Raw genomic sequence first — 23,106 nt, forward strand, 5'->3', positions numbered from 1 at the left:
CGTCGATTCGGAACGATGGGAACCGCTCGCGCCGGGCGAATTCCTGATGCCCACCAGTTGCGGTCGACTCGACGACCAACATTGCCGCCGCCTTCCGTTTTCGAAGAAGGCGACGGCGGCCCTGTCATGCCTGCACGACTCCTTTTCGGAATCATTCGGAGGTGCCCGATGGAACTCCTGTCGACCCACACCCACCTGACCAACCGCCAGGTCGCGGAACAGATCATGGAGTCGATCAAAGAACGCCACGGCGTCGACCTGCGGGCGATCTTCGCGAACGACGCGCTCAGCGAGCGGAAGAAGGCCCGGCTAGCCCGGGTCCGGCTCCTGGAAGCCCTGCTGGACGAGGCGAGCCAGCCGAACTCCGGCGCGGTGGACCTCGACGCCGCCGATTTCGACCAGGACACCGCGCTGGYCCGGATGCTGGACACCGAGGTCGACATCGAGCCGAACCTCTCGCTGACCCGCAGCGACGCCACCTACGTCATGGGCCTGCGCGGCGACGGCGTACGCGAGTACCTGACGACGCTCACGAAGCGCTTCGAGAACATGCAGACCGCCAAGACCCCCGGCCAGCTCGCGATCGAACTGACCGCCAGCGGCCTGATCAGCGTCGGCGTCCCGATGGCCTACGAAGTGATCAAGGCGCTGCGTGCCGGGCAGGCGATCGCCGTCGCCATCCGGACCGGCATCACCAACATCGGCCTCAAGACCGCGATCGGCGCCGTCGTCGTGATCCTCGTCGGGTTCCTGCTCTACATGTTCCTCGACAACCCCAAGAAGATCCTCGGAATGGTCCTCAACGACACCGACGAGCACCTCGTCGTCAAGAACTGGGAGAAGGGCGTAGATGGGAAGAAGGACGGCGACCTGTACATGGCCTTCGGCCACATGGCGTCCTTCATGCAGGACAACGAGGGCGGCCTGGTCTCACCGAAGGTGCAGATCAGGGCCCGGGTCAACTTCGGGCCGAACGAGCCGGACAACCTCGTGTTCGCCGGCATCTACTTCGCGGACCGCAACGTCGGACTGCGCGGCGCCGAAGGGGTCATGATCTTCAGCTCGCCCAAGGTCAGGATCGCCCACCTGTTCGCCTGCCCTTACTTCGAGGACAACGGCACCTACCTGGGCTTCGTCAACGAAGGCGAGGACATCGAGAAGATCTACAACGACTTCTACGCCAAGCGCCAGGTCTCCATGTCCCGCACCGAACGCAACTACCGGCTCGGCGCCAACGTCAACGCCCCCAGAGGCGGCGTCGTCTCCTTGATCGCCTCGATCGTCCAGTAAGCACCCAGCAGCGACTCACGAACACCACGTTCGGCACCGCCGGGAAGCCCGACGACAGGAGGCAACCGGCGCTGGCGAAAGCATCAGACCGGTCGACCTCGTAACCGGACCGGTCGCGAGAACCGGCGAGGACCGGTATGCGCCCCGTCCATCTGTGGCCGGATCGCGCCGACCGGTCCTCGCCTGGCTCGGTCCTGCGCGCCATCTCTTTGTCGAGATCATTCGGAGGTGTCTGGTGGAACTCTCGTCGACGCATTCCCACCTGAGCGACCGGCAGTTCGCGGAACAGATCATGGAGTCGATCAAGGAACGCCACGGCGTCGACCTGCGGGCGATCTTCTCGAACGACGCGCTCAGCGACCGGAAGAAGGCCCGGCTCGCCCGGGTCCGGCTCCTGGAGGCGCTACTGGATGAGACCAGTCAGCCGAACTCCGGCGCGGTCGGCCTCGAAGCCACCGACTTCGACCAGGACACCGCGCTGGCCCGGATGCTGGACACCGAGGTCGACATCGAGCCGAACCTCTCACTGACCCGCAGCGACGCCAACCACCTCATGGGCCTGCGCGGTGACGGCGTCCGCGAGTACCTCACCATGCTGGTGAAACGCTTCGAGAACATGCAGACGGCCAAGACCCCCGGCCAGCTCGCGATCGAACTGACCGCGAGCAGCCTGGTCGCCGTCGGCGCGCCGATGACATTCGAGGTGATCAAGGAGCTGCGTGCCGGACAGGTGCTCACCACCGCCATCCGGAACGCGATCACCACCATCGGCCTCACGACCGCGATCGCAGCCGTCGTCGCGGTCCTCACCGGACTCCTGCACTACCTGTCCCTCGACAACCCCAGGAAGATCCTCGGAATGGTCCTCAACGACACCGACGAACACCTTGTCGTCAAGGACTGGCAGGAAGGCGTGGGCGGCAAGAAGGCAGGCGACMTCTACATGGCCTCCGGCCACATGGCCTCCTTCATGCAGGACAACGAGCGCGGCCTGATCTCGCCCAGGGTCCAGATCGGAGCCCGCGTGAGCTACGGGCCGGACGAACCAGACACGATCGTGTTCGCCGGCATCTACTTCGCCAACCGGAACTTTGGACTACGCGGCACCACAGGCGTCATGATCTTCAGTTCGGCCGCAATCAGGGTCGCACACCTGTTCGCCGTCCCCTACTTTGACGACAACGGCACCTACATTGGGTTCGTCGACGAGAGCGAGGACATCGAGAAGATCTACAAGGACTTCTACGACAAGCGCCAGGTCTCCATGTCCCGCACCGAACGCAACTACCGGCTCGGCGCGAACGTCAACGCGCCCAGAGGAGGCATCGCCTCCTGTATCGCCTCGATCGTCCAGTAAGCACCCAGCACCCAGCATGGCCGCGGCGACGACCTCGGTTCGCGCGTGCTCACCGCATCCCGAGGACGTCGCTTCGGCGGCTACGCATCCCGACTCGGCCCCGAAAGCAATGGCGAAGGATGACCATGCGATCAGTACTCGACAAGGTCGGCGAGGGTCCCGGTCAGCTGACCCGCAGTGCCACGACGGTGATGTCGTCGGTGACGACGCTGTCGCAGTAGTCGAGGGCGGCCTGCACGACGGAACGCGCCACGAGGCCCGGTTCGAGCCCACCGACGCGGGCGAAGTGCCCTCGCAGCCGAGGCTCGCCGTATTGCTCGTCGCGGCGACGAGCCTCCGTCACCCCGTCGGTGTAGAGCAGCAGCGTGTCGCCCGGCCGCAACCTGAACCGGTACTCGTTCAGCTGGGGGTCGGCGGTGACGCCGAGCGCGATCCCGTTGGTCGTGATCTCGCGCACCGTTCCGTCGCGGCGACGTACCAGCACCGGCGGATGACCGGCCGAGCACAGTACGGCGCGGTAGCCGCGCACCGCTGGGCGCAGCGTGATGCAGACGGCGGTGAGGAAGCACTCGCTGTCGGGCGCGGCATCGAGCATCGCCGTGTTGAGATAGTCGACGATTCGTCGCGGCGCGGTCTCCCGCCTGGAGACCTCCCGGACTGTTCGTAGCGCTGCTTGGGCGACGCGAGCCGCCTGCAACCCGTTGCCGCACACGTCGCCGATGACCAGCGCGCAGCGCTCCTCGTCGAGGCGCGCCCGGCCGAACAGGTGACGTCCTGAGCGGCCACGGCCGGCGCCGGACCGAAACAGGCCGAAGAAATCACCGGGAACGCCGTCACGGCCGGCCCGGCAGCGTGCCGCGACCTCGACGCCCGGTGGCCATGGCGACTCCACGAGCGAGCCGCCTGTCGAGCCGCCGGTCAAGCCGGCGACGGGGTCCGGTGCGTGCGGAACTCGCGGCCGCGGCACGCGGAAGGCCAGGTACGTCTTGATCGTGCTGTCGACCGCGAACACGGCGGGTACCCCCAGCTGACAATATGGTGACGCGGACCGTTCTCCGGGCACCAGAAAAGGCGGTGCCGGACGGACAGCCGGTTCGCCTGACTGCGCGGTCTGATTCCCCGCGCCGGTTCCCAACGCCGCACGAGCGACGCACAGCTGACCTTCGCGCCCACTCCTCGCCTCTCTCACAGCGGCCCGGTCGCGGGCCTCGCGGAGCGACATTCGCCGGTACTGGATCGCTACGCCGCCGAATTTATTCGTGCACTGTTGAGGAGGAGTGAAGACTTTGTGGAAGGTTCGCGGCGGGCCGCTCGCCGTCGGAGAACTCCCGCACGGGTCGGCGTCGACCACTGTCGGCCGCTGGGAGTCGTTCCGGTGCGAGACGGGGCATCGAGGCCGCCCTGGCCTGCGTTGGGTGGACGAACTCACCGATGTAACGTCGCCTGCCACCTAAGGGGACAACGGCGGCCGCGAGTTGGCGGTCCAGCTCCTCCGCACGTTCACCTGCCGGTTCGTCCCGGCATCCTCACGACCCACTGACACCATCGCGCCCACGACGCGCGGCGGTGTGGCTCTCACCGTGGGAAGGTTCTCGCCGCATTCCGATGGTCCGCGGGGTGGGCAGGCCCAGGTCCACCGGTCCGGGAGCCGTCCGGCAGGCCACCAGGCGGCGACGGCGGACCACCGCGGCGCCGGCAAGCATGGCGGCGGCCACCACGGCCACCACGGCCAGCGCGGGAACCCAAACGGCGGCGACGGTCGCCCCGGCACTGACCGCGCCGAGCACCGCGAGGAGCGGGCCAGCGCAGCACACCGCGCAGGCACCGAGGGCTGCCGCTGTGGCGCCGATCGTCGACCACGGGCGGGAGCGGCCAGCCGTTGGACTCATGCGGACACCCCGAACAGGTCGGCGAGCAGGGCGGTGGCGGTCTCGGGAGCCCGCACGGTCAGGACCAGCGCGGTAGGAGCGAGGTGAAGCGTGAAGGCGAAGAACGCGCAGCAGTCCTGCTCAGCCGCGGCGAGCGCGGTGACCCGCACGGCGAGATCCACGCCGGGTGGAAACGTCACGCGGAGCCCGTCGGCTATCTCCTCCCGACCGACCGCCTCGCCAAGCAGCTCGCGCCAGTGGGCGGCCCGGTTGGCCTGCTCGTCACCGCCGAGAGCGCAGGCGACCGGCGCGTCGCGCCAGGCCTGGTCGTCGGCAGCGAGCCCAGGCCGGACCGGGGACAGCGTGAGCGGCACCGGACCGGCAGATGAGGGGCCGGTCGTGGCGAGGCAACCGCAGCCCGGGCCGCAACCACCCGCGGGCGCTGCCCCCGCGAGTTCGGTGTGGAATGCGGCCAACCGCGCGGCGAAGGCCGACAGTTCGGCCGCACGCTGGTCGGCGTCGACGATCCGGGCGGCGACCAGCGGCGCCATCCGTTCCCGGACCGCCGCGCACACCCCCTGCTCCCACACCCTCAGCAGGTCGCCGATCTCCTCCAATGACAGCCCCAGCAGCTTCCCGGAGGAGATGAACGCCAACCGCTCCACCGCCTCCTCGCCGTAGACCCGGTAACCCGACGGAGCGCGCTCGGCAGACAACAGCCCAGCCGACTCGTAGAACCGCAGCGTGCTGGCCGGCACGCCGACGCGATCCGCCAGTTGTGAGATGCGGTAGGTGCCCATGACCGGACCGTAAACGTTCGACCCGACTCGAAGGTCAAGCCAGCCATGAACCCAAACAGCCATGGAACCCAAAGCTGACGTGGCCGCGGACCCCCGGCTTGTCGCGGTGCCGCCGTGGGCTGCGCCGCGTGGGCCAGCCGGTCCCATCACGACCAGCCTGGGTTGGTGCACCATCAGGTCCAGGCCGACTGGGCCGTGCCCTCCGCGCCACCGCGGCCGCGGCGCACCGTCTTCTGTTCCAGACGTCCAGACTGACATCACAGCCGCCTCCGTTCGCCCGGCGGCACGAACGCGCACAGCCGGGCGTTGACGGAGCCGAACGTGTCATGCGGGGGCAGCACGAGCGCGACCCGCCAGCGATGAGGAGAGCAGATGTCGCTGAGCGGGCGCCTGGACCAGGCACAACGGCGGTTCAGGGCACTCGGCTATCCCATCGCCGTGATCTACAAGTTCTACGACGATCAGGGCGGATATCTCGCCGCCCTGATCACCTACTACGGCTTCCTCTCGCTGTTCCCGATGCTGCTCCTGTTGACGACGGTCCTCGGCTTCGTGCTGCACGGCCACGCGGGCCTCCAGCAGGACCTCGTCAGCTCGGCGCTCGCCCAGTTCCCGGTCATCGGCGCCGAACTGCGTAACGACGTCACACAGCTCAAGGGCAGCACGCCAGCGCTCGTCGTCGGCATCGTCGTCAGCCTCTACGGAAGCCTCGGGGTGGCCCAGGCACTGCAGCACGCCCTGGACAAGGTATGGGCCGTGCCGCGGCAGGCACGGCCCAACCCGCTGCGCTCCCGCCTGCGCAGCCTCGGACTGGTGGGTCTGCTCGGCATCGGCGTCCTCGTCACGGCCGGTCTCTCGACCATCACGACCGGGGCCGGTCTCCTCGGGGCCGACATCGGCCCTTGGTCCCGCCTCGTCGCAGGCCTGCTGTCCACCGCGAGCAACGCCGGGCTGTTCCTGCTGGCGTTCACCCTGCTGACGGCACAGCGGCCCGCCGTCAGGGACGTGTGGATCGGCGCGATCGCCGCCGCCGTCGGGTTCCAGGTGCTGCAGACGGTGGGGGCCTACTACCTGAACCACAAGCTGCGCGGGGCCAGCCAGGTGTACGGGACGTTCGGCCTCGTGCTCGGCCTGCTCGCGTGGATCTACATCGAGGCCGTCATCGTCGTCCTCGCGGCCGAGGCGAACGCCGTGCGACGCCGCCGGCTGTACCCACGCGCGCTGATGACCCCCTTCACCGACGACGTCGAGCTCACCGAGCAAGACCGCCGGGCGTACACGTCCTACGCGAGGGGCGAACAGTTCAAGAAGCACGAGCGGGTCGAAGTGACTTTTCACGAGCCCTCCGCTCCCCCGCGCCACCCTGCCGGGAACACCGCGGATCCCCGCGAGTCCGGCCGAGAAGCCGACGAGGCGGACTAACCCGGATGCCCGTTGTTCGAGGGCAGCAGCGCGACCTCGGCCCGAAGAACTCGGCGCCGGCCGGCCAGTTCACCGGTCGTGGCCAGCCGCCACCAGGTCGGACGCCGAGTGGACCGCGGGCTTGCCATCCGGGCGCAGCGTCAGTGAGCCGCCGGCCGGGATCCCGAGGGCTTCGGCGGTACGCCCGTCGAGGCGCCACACCTTGATCGGGACCCGCGCGGTGAGGGTGGCGCCGAGCGCGGGTCCGAGCGCCTGTCGGTCTGYCGCCATCATGTCCGCGGCCGGTGYGTCCGGGCCGGTGAGCACGGTCAGGCCTGGCCCGAGCAGATCGAGGGTGGAGATTCGCCCGGAGACGCCGGTGCCCCGGTGCGTGGCGACGCCGCCGTCCGTGTCGCCGTTCTGGTTGCCATCCGCGTGGTCGACCCAGGCGTGGGTCACCCGGCCGCCGAGGTCGAAGTCCAGCTCCTCGGCCGGGTCGCGGTAGGAGCCGACGGACTGCGCGGACAGCGTCGTGTTGCGGCGGCCGACCGGCTCGCGCTCGGTCTCGTAGCTGTCCAGCAGTTCGGGGGACGCCCAGCCGAGCGTGACCCAGGCCAGTTTCCAGCCGAGGTCGTGGCCGTCGTGGACGGCGGTGTTCAGCCCGGTGCCCCCTCGCGGGGTCATCCGGTGCGCAGCGTCGCCGACGAGGAAGACCGCGCCGTCCCGGTAACGGCGGGCCATGGCGGCGTCGAAACGGAACGTTCCCGTGCGCAGGACGGTCGGCCGCAGGCCCGGCAGGCCGATCGCCGTCGCGATCTGGTCGGCCAGGACCTCGTAGGCGGGCGTGGGCGCGTCGAGGTCGCAGTCCTGCCCGAACAGCCAACGGCCGTCGCCGGCGGGGAGCAGGACGCCGCTCGCCTCCGGGTTGGTGACCGTGTAGATCAGGTGCCGGCGTTCACCGAGGACGTCCCACAGTGACCCTTCGGGAAGCGTCGCCGTGAACAGGGTCGCGCGGGCGCCGAGCCACGGCGAGCCGAGCACCCCGCGCGGGCCGTCGCCGCCTTCCACCTCCTCCGTCTCGATCCCGATCGCGTTCCGGACCGGGCTGCGGGCACCGTCGGCGGCCACCAGGTAATCCGGCCGGTACCCGCTGACCGCGCCGGTGCCGACGTCGCGAAGCGTGACCTCGACAACGCCGTCGGCCTGCCGCACCGCGACCAGCTCGGTGCCGAACCGCACCTCGACGTGGGCGAACCCGGTGAGGTGGTCGAGCAGGACCGCCTCCAGGGCGTCTTGCGGAACGCAGGCCGGCGCGGTGGGGCTGAGCCGGGCCACCACGTCGGGGTGGGGCCAGACGGTGTCGAGCTCGATCCCGTGCGGCGAGACCAGGCTCGGCCCGATCCAGGCCTGCCAACGGACGTCGACCCCGCCGGCGCGGACCCGTTCCTCCAGGCCCCAGGAACGGACGAGCTCCATGGTCCGGGTGCTGATCCCGGTCGCCCGGGGAAGCGGAGACGGCTCGGGCCGGCGCTCCACCACCAGTGTGGGCACCCCGTAGCGGGCGAGGGTGATGGCGGTGGCGAGCCCGGCCGGGCCGGCCCCGACGACGAGAACGGTCATGATGACCCCATTTCGCGCGACAGCTTGTCTTTCGCTGCACATGCTGTCTTCCATCGGGCAGACCGTCCATCGAATGTAAGGTTGGCGTCATGACCACCCGGCGGTACGAGCAGCGGCTGCGGGCGCAGAGCGCGGAGCAGACCCGGCGGCGCGTCCTCGACGCGGTGTACGACCAGCTCCCGAAGATCCCCAGCGTGGACGCGGTGGCCCGCCAGGCCGGGGTGGCCCGCTCGACCGTCTACCTGGTCTTCGGCTCGCGCGCCGGGCTGTTCGACGCGCTGCTCCAGGACGTCAGCGAACGGGGCGGCTTCGCCGACCTCGTCCGGGCGGTGCAGGACCCGGACCCGCTCACCCACCTGCGCGGCGCCGTCATCGCCAGCACCCGGATCTACGGCCGGCAGCGGGACGCGCTGGTCGCCCTGCGCGCGGAGGCGGCCGCGCTCGAGGGCGCGCTGGAGCGGACCGAGCAGAACCGGCTGGGCGGGCTGGTGCACCTCGCCAACCGGCTCGACGAGAACGGCCTGCTGGCCGTCGCGCCGGACGTGGCCGTCGACGTGCTGTGGGCGCTCACCGGCTTCGACGCGTTCGACGCCCTGCACACCGGCCGCGAGCTGTCGGTGGACGACGTCGCCGCCCGACTGCTCCTCACCGCCGAGCGCACCCTCCTGCGGGTCCCGCCAGCCTAGGGCGCTTCCGGCAGCCAGCTTGCCTCCACGTCCGATTCATCCCTCGTTGCGGCGGCCGGCCTACGGTTGGCCCGGGAGGTGGAATGGACACCCGGCTGGAGCTCAGGCAGCTGACGTACTTCCTGGCTGTCGCGGAAGAAAGGCATTTTGGGCGGGCGGCCGCCAAGCTGTTCATCGGCCAACCGACGCTGAGCCAGCAGGTACAACGCCTCGAGCGCCACCTCGGCGTGCCGCTGCTGGCGAGGACCTCGCACGACGTGCGGCTCACGCCGGCCGGGGAGGCCTTCCGCGTCGAGGCCGAGCGGGTACTGGAACACGCGCGCAGGGCCGTGGAGGTGGCGCGCGAGGCCGCGTCCGGCCGGCTGGGGAAGATCACGGTCGGTTTCAACTTCGCCGCCGGCCAACAGGTCCTCCGGCCGACTCTTCGCCGGCTGGGAGCGGACTACCCGGAGCTCTCGACGGTCCTGTGGGAGGGCCTCAGCGGCCCGCAGCTCGCGGCCGTGTCCGACGGCAGGATCGACATAGCGCTCATCTACTCCGGCATCCCGCCCAGACCGCTGTTGGCCCGGCGGGTCTCGACCGCCTCGCTCGTCGCCATGGTCTCCCGTGACCATCCCTGGGCCACCCGCGCGCAGGTCGACTTCGCCGAGCTCGCCGACCAGCCGATCGTGCTGCTGCGCCGGGAACGCAGCCCGGCCATGCACGACGCCGTGTTCGCGGCGGCCGAGCGCCGCGGGATCTCCCTGACGGTCGCGGCCGAGGTCGAGGACAGCGGGGCGACGGCGGTGATGGTGGAGACGCTGCGGGCGGTCGCCTTCGTCTCGGACGCCCGACCCCGGCGGCCGACCGACGACCTGGTCGCGATGCCGATCGTGAACCCGGTCCCCCGGGTCGACGTGCGGGCCATCTGGCGCCCGGACCCGCGGCCGGCCGTCGGTGCCTTCCTCGCCAGCCTGGCGGCGGTCGCCCCGCTTTCCTCGCCGCCCGACGACCGGGAGGCGGCGCCCGCGGCCGCCCCGGCTCCCGAAGGCGACCAGGGCCAGTAGTACAGGCGATCGGGCGGCGTGAACGGCGAGGACGTCAACGATTCAAAATCGGATTCGCGATCGACCGATCGCCTGTCTGTGATTGAAGCCCGGTTTCCCCGCTGACACCATTTCACCGGAGTCGACCGGCCGAGGTCGGCTGAACCCGATCTGGAGAAATGGGACCACGCATGCGGTTGACCGTTTTGGGCTGCCGGCAGGGAATGCCCGCGGACGGCCAGGCCAGCTCCGGCTACCTCGTGTCGACGGGGTCGGCCCGGCTCCTGCTGGACTGTGGCCCCGGCGCGGCCACGGCGCTCAGCGCCCTCGCGCACCCGAGCGACCTGGACGCGATAGTCATCAGCCATCTTCACGCGGATCACTGCTACGACCTGTTGACCCTGGGCAAGACCCTGCTCTCCGGTCGTCTTCGTGACCCGAAGCTTCTTCCCACTCTGCGCGGCGCGGCCCAGGTCGAGTGGCCTCCGGTCCCGCTGTACGTGCCGAAAGGCGGCCGGGCCAGGCTCGACATCCTCGCCTCGGTCTTTCCCGTCCCGTCGTTTCCCATGCTGGACCGGTCGTTCGACGTCGCGTTCGTGGTCCATGAATACGAGCCGGCCGACATTTTCACCATCGGTGACTGCGCGATCAGCCTGCATGGGCTGAACCACTCGCTGCCCAACTGCGGGACGCGCATCGAGAGCCCGGAAGGATCGTTCGCCTTCACCGGGGACACCGCCTACACGCCCGATCTCGTCCCGCTCGCCCAGAACGTCGACCTGTTCCTGTCCGAGGCGACCCTCGAGAAACCGGACGTGACCTCGCACGGGCACCTCTGCGCGGCCGAGGCGGGCGACGTGGCCGCTGCCGCCGGCGTGGGGCAGCTCGTTCTGACCCACTTCGTCACCGCCGACGAGACCTGGCTGAAAGCGCGCAAGGCCGACGCCGAGCGTGCCTTCCGGGGACCGGTCCATCTCGCCGCCCCCGGCCGCACCTTCGAGGTTCGCCCCTCGGGAGCGGAGCGCCGATGAGGTGGACGTCGCCGCCGCGATTCGGCTACGTAGACCGCACCTGACTCGGTCGGCGCTCGCCCAGGGTGAGCGGGTGTGGAAAATACGTGGTCGGGTAGCCCTGGCATCGGGGAGGAGACGGATGTCGAGCTGCCCGAGCTGTCTGGGGCCACACTCCGAAGTTCAGGAGCCGAGTGCGGCCGTCACAGACCTGCTCGAACTGCTGCGACGGCGGATGCGGATGGATCTGGCCGGGCTCGGTCGGGTCGACGGCAGTCTGCTGATCATGCAGGAGGCCAGCGGGAACGCTCGCATGTTCGGGTTGACGCCCGGGGCCAGTCTGCGCCRCGAACAGGGACTGTTCGGACGTGTCCTGACCGGCGAGCTTCCGACGCTGGGCCGGAACACCCGCCGCGACCCGCGGACAGCTGACTCCCCTTCCGTCCGCGAACTCGGCATCGGCGCATACGCGGCGATGCCGGTCTTCGACGCCGATGGCAACGTCTACGGCGTGGTCGGATGCATCAACCGGGAGCCACGGCCGTCCCTCGGGCCCCGCGACATTCGGTTCCTACGCCTCCTGGCGGACTTCCTGACCGAGTACGTCAGCGACCTGCACAGGATGTGGGAGACGCGCAGCCTGATCTGGCGCCACGTCCATGACGTGATCGACGGCGGCGGCCCGCAGATCCACCTGCAGCCGATCGTCGACCTGAGCTCCGGCCAGCCCGTCGCGGTGGAGGCGCTGTCCCGGTTCTCGGACGCCACCCGCCCGGGACCGCTGTTCGCCGACGCCACGGCGGTCGGCCTGGGTGCCGAGTTGGAGATGACCGCCATCCACCGCGCCCTCGCCATGCTGCCAGGTCTCCCCCCTGGCGTGCGCCTGGAGGTGAACGCCTCGCCCACGACCGTGACCAGCGGACTGATCGACAGTCTTCTTTCCACCGGCGCCCCGCAGCGCCTTGCTCTGGAGATCACCGAACACGAGCACGTCGGCGAGGACCACGACCTGCTCGCCGCCGTCGGCACCCTGCGGGCCCATGGCGTGCACATCGTCATCGACGACATGGGCACCTGCTACTCGGGCCTCAAGCTTCTGCTCCAGCTACGCCCGGACGTGATCAAAATCGACCGGTTCATCGTCCGCGGCATGTCCACCGACTCCGCTCACTGGGCCGTCGCCGAGGGCATCGCCAGGATCGGCCACGGCATCGGCGCACAGGTCGTCRCCGAAGGCATCGAATCCCGCGCCGACCTCGACGCCGCGCGCGCCGCCGACGTCGACTACGGCCAGGGGTTCTTCCTCGGCCGCCCCACCGCCGACCTCGCCGCCGCCTGCCTGGCGACCCAGCCCGCGCTCGCGTCCGCCGGCCCGTACTGATCGGCCCGCCCGGACCGCTTGTCAGCCGAGCGGCGCCGCCACGTGGACGGCGCTGTTACGTGAACGGCGCCGTCGACGTGGACGGCGCCGTTCACGCGGGAGGTGCTGGTCACGCGAGCACCGAGCTGGGCGTCGGCTCGGGCTCGACTACCTGCGGGCGCTGACGTCCCGGCAGGGCGGACGCCGCGAGCGCGCCGGCCCAGCAGACGGCCGCGCCGACGACGCACCCGAGGTGGAACGCGGACTGGAACGAGCTGTTGACGGCGTCGACGAGCGGGCCGCCGCCGGCCTGCTGGGCCACCTCGAGCGCCGTGCCCACCGATGAGGTCGCCTGGGCGAGCAACCCGGCGGGCAGCTGCGCGAGACTGGAGTCGCTGAGGTGGCTGGCGAAGATCGAGGCGTAGACGCTGCCGACCACGGCCACGCCAAGGGTGCCGCCGGCTTCCCGGGTGGCGTCGTTGATGGCTGATCCGACGCCGGCCTTGGCCGCCGGGAGCACGGACAGGATGGACTCGGTCGCCGGAACCTGGGTGAGTCCGAGACCCAGACCCATCATCACCATCTGCCCGACGATCAGCAGATAGCTCTCGTCCAGTGGTGAGGCCGCGATCCAGGCGAACGAGCCGCCGAGCAGAGTGAGCCCGGCCATCACGACGGGACGGGTACCGAACCGGGCCACCAGCAGCGGTCCGGCCGCGGAGCCGGCCGCGATGGTGCCCGCGACCGGCAGGATGCGCACGCCGGTGGACAGCGGGCCATAGCCCCGCACGAACTGGAAGTACTGGGTCACCAGGAAGATGAAGCCAAACAGGGCGAAGAAGGCCACGGTGACCGACATGCTCGCCGCGGTAAACGCCCGGGTGGCGAACACCGACACGTCGAGCATCGGGTGCGCGACGCGGCGCTCGATCATCACGAACACGGCGGCGAGCACGGCGGTCGCGACGAAGCCGGCGATCGTGAGCGGGGCGTGCCAGCCGCGGTGCGGCGCCTCGATGATCGTGTAGACGAGCAGGCCGATCGTCGCGGAGCCGGCCAGGACGCCGGGCACGTCGATCCCGGGAGCCGCCGGGTCGCGCGATTCGGGGACGAGCCAGACCGCGAGCCCCGCGGTGACGATCGCGACGGGAACGAGCGCGACGAACACGCTGCCCCACCAGAAGTGCTCGAGCAGCAGGCCGCCGACGACGGGGCCGGTGGCGACGGCGACGCCGGTGACGGCGCCCCAGATCCCGATGGCCTTGGCCCGTTCGCGCCGGACAGGGAAGGCGTTGGTGATGATCGACAGTGTCGTCGGGAAGATCAGCGCCGCGAACACGCCCATCACCGCCCGTGCGGCGGTGAGCTGCCCGGAACCGGTGCACAGCGCGCCTAGCCCGCTGGCGGCCCCGAAGCCGAGCAGACCGATGATCAGCGCGGGGCGCCGCCCGAACCGGTCGCCGAGGCTGCCCGCGCCCAGGACGAGGGCAGCGAAGGCGAGGTTGTAGGCGTCGACGACCCACTGCAGGTCCCGCGTGCTGGCGCCGATCTCTCGGGTCAGGGACGGCAGCGCGACGTTCACGAGGTTGGTGTCGAGGTTGATCGCGAAGGTCGCGAGACACGCGACCGTCAGGACTGCATATCGGTTACTCGCCATCCCAGATCCTTAGCGTCGACAGCCTCAATGTTGACAGTGGGTACTTCGGGCATGGTGGACCGGGGAAGTTACCTGTGTCAACATCTAGGCGATGCCTTATCACCACGGAAATCTGCGCGAGGCGCTCATCGCGGCCGCCACGCAGCTCGCCGCCGAGCACGGCCCCGACGCGGTCGTGCTGCGCGAGGCCGCGCGCCAGGTCGGCGTCTCGCACAACGCCGCGTACCGACACTTCGCTGACCGCGACGCCTTGCTGCGCGCCGTGTCCGCCCGGGCGATGACCGAGTTCGGGCAGCTCATGGCCGACCGGATCGCCGCGGCCGCCACCGGGGACGGCGCGCAGGAGGCCCTGGCCCGGATGGAGGCGTCAGGGCGGGCCTACGTCGAGTTCGCCACGACCCGTCCGGGGCTGTTCCGCCTGGCCTGCGCCCGGTCGCTCAGCCTCGACCCGGACGCCGTCGTCAACCACCCCTACGCCCAGCTCTCGGAGCGCCTCGACGAGTTGGTCTCCGCCGGGTTGATCACACCCGACCGGCGCGAGAACGCCGAGATCGCGGCCTGGTCCGCGGTGCACGGCTTCGCCATGCTCGTCCTCGACGGCCCGCTGAGCACGGTCTCACCCGAGGAGCGAGAACGCGGCCTGGCCGAGGTGCTCCGAGTCGTGCGCGAGGGCATCTGAGATGGCCTCACGCGGCCGCCGGTCGCGCACCGACTAGTCGCACACCGGTCGATACGCGATTTCCGGGAGGTAGGTACGCCATTCCCGCGGGCTGAGAGCGTCAGCCGGGACGCCGCAGAGCCGGCGGAACACGTGGTCGGGATCGAGGTCCCACAGCCGGACGGTCTTGTCGGTGCTGGCGGTGGCGAGGATGCCCCCCGCGGGGCTGAACGAGGTCGCGCGTACCGGGCCGGTGTGGCCGCCGGTGAGCCTGCCGAGGCGCACGGGGGCATGCGGGTCGCGGACGTCCCACAGCCAGACTGTCGTGTCGTAGCTGGCGACTACCAGCAACGGACGCGCCGGATCGAACGCCACGGCGGAGATCAGCGCGGTCGGGCCGGCCAGCGGYTGACCGAACGGTCGCGGATGGGCCGGGGCATGGACGTCCCACAGCCGGGTCTGCGTGCCGGCCGCGCTGGCCAGCACCTGCCCGCCGAGGCCGAACGACGTCGCGGTGAGCTGGYCCTGGTGGTCGAGCGGCGGGCCGACGGGCTCGATGTGGCCCAGGTCGTGGGTGTCCCACAGGCGCGCGGTGCCGTCGGCGCTCGCGCTGGCCAGCACGGCGCCGTCCGGGCTGAACGCGACACCGACGACGGCGTCGCCGTGGCCGGTCAKCGGCTGTCCTACCGGGACCGGGCGTGCCGGGTCGCGGACGTCCCAGATCCGCACGGTCCGATCCTTGCCGCCTGCGGCGAGCAGGTGGCCGTCCGGGCTGAACGCGAGCGCCCGGACCGCGGAGGTATACAGCTCGGGGCTGGGATGGCCGGTCAGCGGCGGGCCCGCGTCGACGACCCGGGCCGGGTCGCGCACGTCCCACAGGTGCACCGTGCCGTCGTCGCCGGCGCTGGCGAGCACGGCGCCGTCGGGGCTGAAGGCCAGCGCGGCGAGCCCGGCGACGTGCCCCCGCAGGGGTTCGCCCACGGGCGCCGCGCGCAGGGCGTCGTCGATGGTCCACAGCCGCACGGTGTGGTCCACGCTGGCACTGGCCAGCAGGCGTCCGGTGGGACTGAAGGCGACGGCGTTCACTCCGGCGGTGTGGCCGGTGAGCGCCGGCCCGATGGGCGCCAGCGGGGCCGAGGCGAGCAGGCTGGCCACCGCTTCGGGGACGGGAGAGACGCGGTACGCGGCGAGGGCGAGCCGGCGGGCCAGGTCGGGCTGCCGGTCACGCACCGAGTCCGCGGCCGCGGCCGACCTGCGCGCGATGTCGTCCGCCGACGGTGGGAGGTCCGGGGCGCTCGGGTGTGCGGTGCTGGCGGCCGACTGCCGGTCCGCGGTGACCGTAAGCGGTACCGCGACACCGGTGGCCACGGCAGTGGCCACCGCCAGCGCGGCGGCCACGACGAACCGCGGCCGGCGGGAGCGGCGCCGTCCGAGGCGCCCACCGGCCGCCGACGGCGACGCCGGAGTCGGAGTCGGAGTCGGCTCCTCGACCGTGACCTGCCTGGTCTCCTCGGCGCGGCCGGGGCCGTCGGACTCCGCCGCCGGGCCGGAGTCGTGGCCTGGATCCGGGCCGGCGTCGTGGCCGAGGTCCTGGCCGGTGTCGTCGCCGGTCGTGGCGTTGACGACGTCGATGCTGACCTGGACGGGATATCCGCAGGAGGCGAGCCAGTCGGAGCCGAACGCACGAACGGCGGCGTCGGTCAGGGCCAGGGCGCACGAACGGCCGTCCGGGAACCGCGAGCCGGGGTCCTTGGCCAGCATCCGTTCGATCACCGTGGCGACGGGGCCGGGCACATCGTCCGGCAGCCCTGCCGGCGGCGCCTCCAGATGAGCCTGGCGAAACCCCTCATAGGTCGACGGCGCCGGGTGGAAGGGATGCCGGCCGGCGAGGAGCTCGTACAGAACCACGCCGAGCGCGTACAGGTCGGTCGACGGTCGAAGCGGGCCCAACGTGAACTGTTCCGGAGCCATGTAGCGCGGAGTTCCCGCGGTCTTGCTCGCCGCCACGGCCGAGCCCTCGAACGCCTTCGCTATGCCGAAGTCCGCGACCTTCACGGTCCCGTCGGCGGCCATCAGCAGGTTCGTCGGTTTCACGTCACGGTGCAGCACGCCACGCTCGTGCGCGTGGTGCAGCGCGTCGGCCACCGCGAGCCCGAGCCCGCACACCGCCGGAGCCGACAGCGTCCCCGTGCCGGCCCGAGCACCGGCACCGGCACCGGCACCGGCACCGCGTAGGCTGCCCCCGCTCACCAGCTCCATGACGATGAGCGCGAGGCCGTCTCGCTCCACGAAGTCGAACACGCGCACCACATGCGGATGATCGAGCCCGGCGAGCAGGCGCGCCTCGGCCTCGCCCGTCAGCCCGGCCTCGGCCGGCTCCCGGGAGTCGGACCACGCCGGCATCGCCTTGATCGCGACGTCGCGGCCCAGCCGGTCCCGCCCGGCGATCACCAGGCCAAACGCCCCTCGCCCGAGCTCACGGTCCACCGTGTATCCGGGCAGCGCGGCCCGCACGACGGCGCGGTCGATGAGCATGCGCCCTCCCCCGACCCGCCCTGCCCGCTCGCACATCCACGCCCAGCGTCGCTCCGACGCCGTCACGTGACACCGATTGTCCCATTGGCGCTTGTTTGGTCGCCATCGGCGAGCCAAAGCCGTCGCCAGGGCGACACTCCTCAGAATTGACAGTAGGACTGCCATGACGGCAGTCTTACTGTCATGACGTCAGGTTCACTGTCGGAGGCACGGTCGGCGCTGGTCCGAGACCGGGTGCTCGACGCCGTGGCCGAAATCCTGGCCGCCGGCGAGGAGCTCACCTTCGCCAAGGTCGCGAAGGCGGCGGCGGTGCCCGAACGAACCGTCTACCGGCACTTCCCCTCCCGCCAGGCGCTGCTGACCGAGATCTTCGCCTGGGCGAACCGCCGGATCACCTTCGACGGGCCCCTGCCGGCCGACGGCCGCGAGGCCGCCGCGCTCGTTCGGCACGTGTTCGCCGGGTTCGACGACATCGCGCCCGTCGTCCGCGAGCTGCTGATGGCCCCGGAAGGGCTGCCCGCCCGGCTGTCCGACAACGACCGGCGCCGGGCCACCGCGCGCGCGGTGGTGGACCGGGAGGCGCCCGGCCTGGACGAGGTCAGCGCTCGCCGGGTGGCGTCGATCGTCCAGGTGCTCACCGCCGCGGCGACCTGGCAGACGCTGCGCGACTACTGGGACCTGGACGGCGCGGAGGCCGGCGAGGCCGCCGCGCTGGCGCTGGAACTGCTCCTGGAGGGCGCCCGGGCCAGGGCCGCCGGCGATTCGCCGGCCAGTTGACCGCCAGTCACCACCACAGCAACCATTTCAGGAGGCATTCATGACCCTCGTCCAAGGCGTGAACCACGTCGCCGTCATGACCGACGACCTCGACCGCTTCGTCGATTTCTACGCACAGGTCTTCGACCTGCCCGTGGTGTTCACCGAGGAGACGCCGGCGTTCCGCCACGCGATCCTGCGCACCGGCCCGAGTTCCTGGCTGCATCCCGCCGAGGTCTCCGGCAACCCGCATGGCGCCGCGATCCCCGCCATGTTCGACCGCGGGCATCTGGACCATCTCGCGCTCGCCGCCGCGTCRCCGGAGGCCTTTCAAGCCGCCCGCGACCGCCTCGTCGCGCGCGGCATGAGCGACGGCACCATCGAGGACCTCGGCGCGTTCCACAGCTTCTGGTTCCGCGACCCGGACGGCATGCGAGGCGAGGTCACCCTCATCACCGATCCGGAACTGCGCGGGATCCACGAACCTCGCCCCCTGGTGGCCGGCTGACCGGTCCCAACGGTGATCAGGTGCTCGCTTGGCCGGGTCGCCGGCCGGCTCAGAGGAGTGCGCCGGCGAGCTCGCGCCATTCCGCGCGGGTGGGCCAGCCGGCGCGCTCGGTCGGGTTCGCTCCGGGCACGATCGCCTGGACGACGACGTGGTCGGCGCCCGCCTCGAGATGTTCGGTGACGCGCTTCGCCACCTGCTCGGCGGAGCCCCGGGCGACGAGCGCGTCGACGAGCCGGTCGCTGCCGTCACCCGCCACGTCGTCGTCGGTGAAGCCGAGCGCGAGCAGGTTGTTGACGTAGTTCGGGAGCCGCAGGTAGTAGCGCACGGTGGCACGTGCCAGTGCCAGCGCCTCGGTCGGGTCCTCCCTGAGCACGACCTTCTGCTCCGGCACGAGCAGCGGTCCGTCCCCGAGGATCCCGCGGGCGAGGTGGGTGTGGTCGGGGGTCGTGAGGTAGGGATGCGCCCCCACGGACCGCTCGCCGGCCAGCCGCAGGGCCTTCTCCCGCAACGCGGCCAGGATCCGGCGGTCGGCGGGTACCGGCCGCGGCGCGGCGTCGAGCGCGTCCAGGAAACCGGCGAGGAAGCCCAACGGCCGGGTGTAGGTACGGCCCAGCGGCTGCACGTTCGCGGCGTGGCCGGCACCCAGGCCGAGCAGGAAGCGCCCGGGATGCGCGTCGGCGAGGCGGTGGTAGTTGACCGCGAGCTCGTCCGGTTCGACCGTCCACACGTTGACGATTCCGGTGGCGAGCACGAGCCGGCTGCTGGCGGCGAGCAGATGTTCCGGAAGCCGCAGCGCCGGGTCGGACGACCCGAGCCAGAGCGCGCCGAACCCCAGGGCCTCCAGCTCGGCCACCGCGTCGGCGGCGTCGTCCACGAGCCGGCCAGAAGGATCCGCCCAGGCGAACGACGGGCTCCAGATGCCGATCCGGCCGAGGTCCAGCGTCATKACGTGCTCCTGTCGTCGTGGTGGCCCGGCTGTCCCGATCGCCTCGTCCAGCCGGTCACCGGCACACCCACATTATGTTCGATGTGGATCGAACACTGGCCGAGTGTACGATACGAATCGAACACTCGCGAGAGTCAGGGGCCGCGCGGATCCGGAGCCGGGCGGGTCTCCAGGAGGGTCCGGGAGGGAGGCGACGCCATGACGCCCGCGGCACGTCGAGCGCAGAGCCTGCGGCACACCGACCCCGGTGAAGTGACCCTGCAGGACGCGCTGGAGGCACTGGCCGACCCGGTCCGCCGGTCGATCCTGCGCACGCTCGCGGGGGAACCGGACTTCTCCCGCGCCTGCGGCACCTTCGATCTGCCGGTCGGCAAGGCCACGGCCAGCCACCACTTCGCCGTGCTGCGCGCCGCCGGGCTGCTGGAGCAGGTCGACCAGGGCTCGCGCCGGCTCAACCGTCTCCGCCGGGCCGAGTTCGACGACCGATTTCCCGGGCTGCTGGCGCTGGTCCTCGCCGAGCAGACGCCGACGGCCGCTGGGCGGTGACGGTCGGAACCCGCGGGTCAGTCGCCGGCTGACGGCGCGGCGGCGGTTGGCGTCGCGGCCGTCATGGTGGTCGCACGGTCGAGAGCGTCGTTGAGGGCGCCCAACTCGGCGGCGAGGGCCTGGACGCGGTCGGGCCCGAACTCGGCGAGCGCCTTCTTGAAGACCTCGCCCCGCAGTGTGCCTTCATACAGATAGGCGCTGTCACCCCGCGCGGTCGGCCTCAGCAGGCGGCGCCGGGTGCCGGGAACGGAGTGGAGCTCGATGAGCCCACGGCCGATCGCCGACTTCACCTGGCGGCTGACCGTGGACTGCTCCAGCTGCAGCACGTTCTCCAGGTCCCCCATCGACAGCGGGCCCATCTCCGTCAGCGCCCACAGGATCCGGAAGCTGGACCGGTCGAGGATCGACCCCTCGGGCGTCTGCACCCGCCGCCTGCTGAGCCGCAGGACCTCCCGTCCGATGGCTCGCAGCAGCGTCTCCTCGATGGGCGGTTCGGCACCTGTGCGCGGCTCKGTGCCCATGGGCGGTTCGGTGCCTGACGGGGCGCCCTCGCCGGCGTTCACGCTCACCCGTCCCACCTCGCAAGTGCCCTCGTCCGACGTGCCCCGATGATGTCCTCCCCGAACCGCGAGCGGCAAGGATGGGCGGGGTACGGCGCGGTTCAGACGGCGGAGGTGACGTTCTCCCTGTCGGCGGGGGCCGCTGCCGTCGCGGCGGCGGCGGCGCCGTCCGCCGACCGACGGCGAGGGATGAACGCGGCGAGCACGACCCCGAGGAGGGCCGCGGCGGCGCCAACGACGAAGCACAGCGTGAACGCGTGCTGGCTGGGCAGCTGTGCCGACCCGAACGCGGTGGTGTTGCTGGTGAGCAGGGTGCCCATGAGCGCGGCGGCCACGCTGCTGCCCACCGAGCGGGACAGGGAGTTGAGCCCGACCGCGGCCGCGGCCTTGGCCGGTGCGGTGGCGTCGAGGATGAGGGTGGGCATGGCCGCGTAGCCGATGCCGACGCCGGCCGACGCGACGCAGGTGACGATGAGCAGCTGCCACGGGGCGCCCGTCAGCAGGGTCCCCAGACCGTAGCCGGCGGCCAGGACGAAGGCACCGATCATGAGTGTGGCCTTGGGGCCGATGCCGCCGATCAGCGCGCTGGAAATCGGGGCGAACAGCAGCATCATCAGGCCGGCGGGCGCCATCCACAGCCCGACCGCCTGGATGGACTGCCCAAGGCCGTAGCCGGTGCCGTCAGGCAGCCCGAGCAGCTGCGGGATCACGATGGACTGCGCCATCATGCCGAAGCCGACGGCCACGGCGGCGACGTTGGTCATCAGCACCGGCAGCTTCGCGGTGGACCTCAGGTCGACCAGCGGCTCGGCCTGACGCAGCTCGAAGACGCCCCAGGCCGCCAGCACGACCAGGCCGGCGGCGATGGCGCCGAGCGTGCGGGGGCTGCCCCAGCCCCAGGCGGTGGCCTTCGAGATGCCGATCAGGAACGCGACGAGACCCACCGCGAGGCAGAGCGCGCCGACCAGGTCGAAACGGCCGCGGTGGCCGTCGTGGACGTGTGGGACCGCGACGACCACGAGCACGAGCACCAGGCCCGCCACGACCGTCGAGACCCAGAACAGGGCGTGCCAGCTACTGACGTTGACGATCCACGCCGCCAGCGGCAGGCCGATCGCGCCGCCGACGCCCAGTGTCGCGCTCATCGTGGCCAGGGCGGTGGGGGCCATGCGCGGCGGAGTGATCTCCCGGATGAGTGAGATCCCCACCGGGATGAAGCCGAGCGAGATGCCCTGCAGGGCGCGGCCGACCAGCATCGGCGTCAGCGTGTTCGAGAGCGCGCACACCAACGATCCCGCGACGAGCAGGGCCGCGCTCACGATGAGCACTCGCTGCTTGCCGAACAGGTCAGCCAGGCGGCCCGCGACGACCATGGCCACCGCGGCGGCCAGCAGCGTGATCGTCACCACCCAGGGAGCGTTGGCCGGCGAGGTGCTGAGCAGGTGCGGCAGCTCCGACTGAATCGGAATGACGAGCGTCTGCGTGAAGGAGACCGTCATCCCGCCGGCACACAGCACAGCGACCGACACGGCCGGCGGCAGGTTCCGGGCACGTGAAGCAGGAGGCATGATCTTCCTTCCGCGAACGTCAACATGCATGGTACATGCATGCATGGTCCGCCGAGGCTGGTCCGCACCACAAACGGAGGGAGATCCTCCACAGGTTGTCTGATCGTCTGACCACCAGAAATTCGATCACCGGCAGGCGACGGGCGCACCAGTGCTTACCGTCTCCCTGGAGTAGCTGTGTGGCACGCATGCGGGCCGACCGGCCGACGCGCCACCAACGCCGAGCCCTGCCCACCGACTTCACCCAGCACTGCCTTCGCATCAGGAACTCACCACCATCCCCCGAAGGAATACTTAGATGATCGAGCGCATCTCACTGATCACGGGAAACAAAGGCAAGGCGGCCGAGTACGCCACCCTGCTGGGCATCGACGTACGGGCCGCCAAGGAAGACCTGATCGAGATCCAGTCTCTCGACGTCGCGGCCGTCGTCGAACGGAAGGCCGCCGACGCCTATGCCAAGCTGCGCGGCCCGGTGCTCGTCGACGACACAGGCCTGACCGTGAATGCCTGGAACGGCCTCCCCGGGGCACTCGTCGCCTGGTTCCTCGGCTCCGTCGGTACCCAGGGCATCCTCGACATGGCTGCCAGCCTGACCGACCGCGCCGCGAGCGTCACGACCGCACTCGGCTACGCCGACGCGAACGGAATCCGAGTCTTCACCGGAACCCTCCAGGGAACGCTGGCCACCGAACGGCGCGGCACAGGCGGCTTCGGCTACGACGAGATCTTCGTACCAGCCGGCGGAGACCTGACCTTCGCCGAGATGTCCAGCGAGCAGAAGAATCTCGTCTCCCACCGCCGGCGCGCGGTCGACGCCCTGCGCGCAGAATTCGGAATCCCCGGCTCCTGACCGTCGCGACACCGCATCGCCATCCCGCTCGACGCGAGGTCGTCGTCCACGGAAGATCGGCCAATCAACAGGCAGGACATCCTGGCGGCCCATGCCTCCGGT

General features: G+C 70.9%; 21 protein-coding genes. 12 read left to right on the forward strand and 9 right to left on the reverse strand.

Translation table 11 applies throughout. From position 1 onward, the window contains the following. The first annotated feature begins 168 nt into the window (after nt 1–168). The gene (locus BCD49_RS31395) at nt 169–1,290 is read left to right on the forward strand and encodes a hypothetical protein (protein WP_071042225.1); all 1,122 of its coding nucleotides are present in this window, start codon (nt 169–171) and stop codon (nt 1,288–1,290) included. A gap of 235 nt (nt 1,291–1,525) precedes the next feature. Then, a complete protein-coding gene (locus BCD49_RS31400; protein ID WP_071042226.1) occupies nt 1,526–2,647 on the forward strand; it encodes a hypothetical protein in 1,122 nt (373 codons plus the stop codon). A gap of 163 nt (nt 2,648–2,810) precedes the next feature. On the opposite strand, the gene BCD49_RS31405 is transcribed toward BCD49_RS31400, so the two are convergent. The 3 genes from BCD49_RS31405 to BCD49_RS31415 form a co-directional block, all read right to left on the reverse strand. Further along, entirely contained in the window at nt 2,811–3,659 is an 849-nt protein-coding gene (locus tag BCD49_RS31405) for a PP2C family protein-serine/threonine phosphatase (protein WP_007510252.1), read from the reverse strand. Between the two features lie 514 nt (nt 3,660–4,173). Continuing rightward, a complete protein-coding gene (locus BCD49_RS44390) occupies nt 4,174–4,536 on the reverse strand; it encodes a hypothetical protein (protein WP_007510250.1) in 363 nt (120 codons plus the stop codon). Further along, nucleotides 4,533–5,315, reverse strand: coding sequence for a MerR family transcriptional regulator (locus BCD49_RS31415; RefSeq protein ID WP_027140800.1), 783 nt, complete (start codon nt 5,313–5,315; stop codon nt 4,533–4,535). The genes BCD49_RS44390 and BCD49_RS31415 overlap by 4 nt, the downstream gene beginning before the upstream one ends. Nucleotides 5,316–5,687: 372 nt before the next feature. Here BCD49_RS31415 and BCD49_RS31420 point away from each other — a divergent pair, with 372 nt between their 5' ends. Continuing rightward, the gene (locus BCD49_RS31420) at nt 5,688–6,737 is read left to right on the forward strand and encodes a YihY/virulence factor BrkB family protein (protein ID WP_007510245.1); all 1,050 of its coding nucleotides are present in this window, start codon (nt 5,688–5,690) and stop codon (nt 6,735–6,737) included. Nucleotides 6,738–6,806: 69 nt separating this feature from the next. On the opposite strand, the gene BCD49_RS31425 is transcribed toward BCD49_RS31420, so the two are convergent. Next, nucleotides 6,807–8,336, reverse strand: coding sequence for an FAD-dependent monooxygenase (locus BCD49_RS31425; RefSeq protein ID WP_071042227.1), 1,530 nt, complete (start codon nt 8,334–8,336; stop codon nt 6,807–6,809). Nucleotides 8,337–8,425: 89 nt separating this feature from the next. Here BCD49_RS31425 and BCD49_RS31430 point away from each other — a divergent pair, with 89 nt between their 5' ends. The 4 genes from BCD49_RS31430 (at nt 8,426) to BCD49_RS31445 (ending at nt 12,438) form a co-directional block, all read left to right on the forward strand. Further along, the gene (locus BCD49_RS31430) at nt 8,426–9,022 is read left to right on the forward strand and encodes a TetR/AcrR family transcriptional regulator (RefSeq protein ID WP_007510241.1); all 597 of its coding nucleotides are present in this window, start codon (nt 8,426–8,428) and stop codon (nt 9,020–9,022) included. Between the two features lie 83 nt (nt 9,023–9,105). Continuing rightward, nucleotides 9,106–10,068 (forward strand): LysR family transcriptional regulator, encoded by a 963-nt coding sequence (locus tag BCD49_RS31435; protein WP_007510240.1) that lies wholly within the window; start codon nt 9,106–9,108, stop codon nt 10,066–10,068. 170 nt (nt 10,069–10,238) lie between these two features. Continuing rightward, entirely contained in the window at nt 10,239–11,078 is an 840-nt protein-coding gene (locus tag BCD49_RS31440) for an MBL fold metallo-hydrolase (protein WP_007510238.1), read from the forward strand. 121 nt (nt 11,079–11,199) lie between these two features. Beyond that, nucleotides 11,200–12,438 (forward strand): sensor domain-containing phosphodiesterase, encoded by a 1,239-nt coding sequence (locus BCD49_RS31445; protein WP_071042228.1) that lies wholly within the window; start codon nt 11,200–11,202, stop codon nt 12,436–12,438. Between the two features lie 109 nt (nt 12,439–12,547). On the opposite strand, the gene BCD49_RS31450 is transcribed toward BCD49_RS31445, so the two are convergent. Then, nucleotides 12,548–14,074, reverse strand: a complete 1,527-nt coding sequence (locus tag BCD49_RS31450; protein ID WP_007510234.1) for an MFS transporter — start codon at nt 14,072–14,074, stop codon at nt 12,548–12,550. 91 nt (nt 14,075–14,165) lie between these two features. Here BCD49_RS31450 and BCD49_RS31455 point away from each other — a divergent pair, with 91 nt between their 5' ends. After that, complete coding sequence (locus tag BCD49_RS31455; RefSeq protein ID WP_007510232.1) at nt 14,166–14,753, forward strand: TetR/AcrR family transcriptional regulator; 588 nt, start codon at nt 14,166–14,168, stop codon at nt 14,751–14,753. 33 nt (nt 14,754–14,786) lie between these two features. Here the strand turns inward: BCD49_RS31455 and BCD49_RS31460 are convergent, their stop codons facing one another. Next, a complete protein-coding gene (locus BCD49_RS31460; RefSeq protein WP_071042229.1) occupies nt 14,787–17,267 on the reverse strand; it encodes a WD40 repeat domain-containing serine/threonine protein kinase in 2,481 nt (826 codons plus the stop codon). A 183-nt stretch (nt 17,268–17,450) separates the two neighbouring features. Between BCD49_RS31460 and BCD49_RS31465 the strand changes: the two genes are divergently transcribed. Both BCD49_RS31465 and BCD49_RS31470 read left to right on the forward strand, forming a co-directional pair. Continuing rightward, a complete protein-coding gene (locus tag BCD49_RS31465) occupies nt 17,451–18,044 on the forward strand; it encodes a TetR family transcriptional regulator (RefSeq protein WP_007510228.1) in 594 nt (197 codons plus the stop codon). A 40-nt stretch (nt 18,045–18,084) separates the two neighbouring features. After that, nucleotides 18,085–18,531, forward strand: a complete 447-nt coding sequence (locus BCD49_RS31470) for a VOC family protein (protein WP_007510226.1) — start codon at nt 18,085–18,087, stop codon at nt 18,529–18,531. A gap of 49 nt (nt 18,532–18,580) precedes the next feature. Here the strand turns inward: BCD49_RS31470 and BCD49_RS31475 are convergent, their stop codons facing one another. Further along, a complete protein-coding gene (locus BCD49_RS31475) occupies nt 18,581–19,477 on the reverse strand; it encodes an LLM class F420-dependent oxidoreductase (RefSeq protein ID WP_007510224.1) in 897 nt (298 codons plus the stop codon). 198 nt (nt 19,478–19,675) lie between these two features. Between BCD49_RS31475 and BCD49_RS31480 the strand changes: the two genes are divergently transcribed. Continuing rightward, nucleotides 19,676–20,023 carry an ArsR/SmtB family transcription factor gene (locus BCD49_RS31480; RefSeq protein WP_007510223.1) on the forward strand — a complete coding sequence of 116 codons (348 nt, stop codon included), beginning with the start codon at nt 19,676–19,678 and terminating at the stop codon, nt 20,021–20,023. Between the two features lie 17 nt (nt 20,024–20,040). On the opposite strand, the gene BCD49_RS31485 is transcribed toward BCD49_RS31480, so the two are convergent. Together BCD49_RS31485 and BCD49_RS31490 are read right to left on the reverse strand one after the other, a co-directional pair. Further along, entirely contained in the window at nt 20,041–20,592 is a 552-nt protein-coding gene (locus BCD49_RS31485; RefSeq protein WP_007510221.1) for a MarR family winged helix-turn-helix transcriptional regulator, read from the reverse strand. Nucleotides 20,593–20,684: 92 nt separating this feature from the next. Continuing rightward, entirely contained in the window at nt 20,685–22,151 is a 1,467-nt protein-coding gene (locus tag BCD49_RS31490) for an MFS transporter (RefSeq protein WP_007510219.1), read from the reverse strand. Between the two features lie 298 nt (nt 22,152–22,449). Between BCD49_RS31490 and BCD49_RS31495 the strand changes: the two genes are divergently transcribed. Further along, nucleotides 22,450–23,004: a non-canonical purine NTP pyrophosphatase gene (locus tag BCD49_RS31495; protein ID WP_007510217.1), complete on the forward strand. Its 555-nt coding sequence runs from the start codon at nt 22,450–22,452 to the stop codon at nt 23,002–23,004. Nucleotides 23,005–23,106 lie beyond the last annotated feature (102 nt).

It is taken from the genome of Pseudofrankia sp. EUN1h (genome assembly GCF_001854645.1).
Taxonomy (GTDB): Bacteria; Actinomycetota; Actinomycetes; order Frankiales; family Frankiaceae; genus Pseudofrankia; species Pseudofrankia saprophytica.

Excerpts from the sequence above, each read along its gene's own strand:
- BCD49_RS44390 (WP_007510250.1), bottom strand. The coding sequence starts at position 4,536 with ATGAGTCCAACGGCTGGCCGCTCCCGCCCGTGGTCGACGATCGGCGCC.
- BCD49_RS31415 (WP_027140800.1), bottom strand. The coding sequence starts at position 5,315 with ATGGGCACCTACCGCATCTCACAACTGGCGGATCGCGTCGGCGTGCCG.
- BCD49_RS31420 (WP_007510245.1), top strand. The coding sequence starts at position 5,688 with ATGTCGCTGAGCGGGCGCCTGGACCAGGCACAACGGCGGTTCAGGGCA.
- BCD49_RS31430 (WP_007510241.1), top strand. The coding sequence starts at position 8,426 with ATGACCACCCGGCGGTACGAGCAGCGGCTGCGGGCGCAGAGCGCGGAG.
- BCD49_RS31435 (WP_007510240.1), top strand. The coding sequence starts at position 9,106 with ATGGACACCCGGCTGGAGCTCAGGCAGCTGACGTACTTCCTGGCTGTC.
- BCD49_RS31440 (WP_007510238.1), top strand. The coding sequence starts at position 10,239 with ATGCGGTTGACCGTTTTGGGCTGCCGGCAGGGAATGCCCGCGGACGGC.
- BCD49_RS31450 (WP_007510234.1), bottom strand. The coding sequence starts at position 14,074 with ATGGCGAGTAACCGATATGCAGTCCTGACGGTCGCGTGTCTCGCGACC.
- BCD49_RS31455 (WP_007510232.1), top strand. The coding sequence starts at position 14,166 with ATGCCTTATCACCACGGAAATCTGCGCGAGGCGCTCATCGCGGCCGCC.
- BCD49_RS31465 (WP_007510228.1), top strand. The coding sequence starts at position 17,451 with ATGACGTCAGGTTCACTGTCGGAGGCACGGTCGGCGCTGGTCCGAGAC.
- BCD49_RS31475 (WP_007510224.1), bottom strand. The coding sequence starts at position 19,477 with ATGACGCTGGACCTCGGCCGGATCGGCATCTGGAGCCCGTCGTTCGCC.
- BCD49_RS31480 (WP_007510223.1), top strand. The coding sequence starts at position 19,676 with ATGACGCCCGCGGCACGTCGAGCGCAGAGCCTGCGGCACACCGACCCC.
- BCD49_RS31490 (WP_007510219.1), bottom strand. The coding sequence starts at position 22,151 with ATGCCTCCTGCTTCACGTGCCCGGAACCTGCCGCCGGCCGTGTCGGTC.
- BCD49_RS31495 (WP_007510217.1), top strand. The coding sequence starts at position 22,450 with ATGATCGAGCGCATCTCACTGATCACGGGAAACAAAGGCAAGGCGGCC.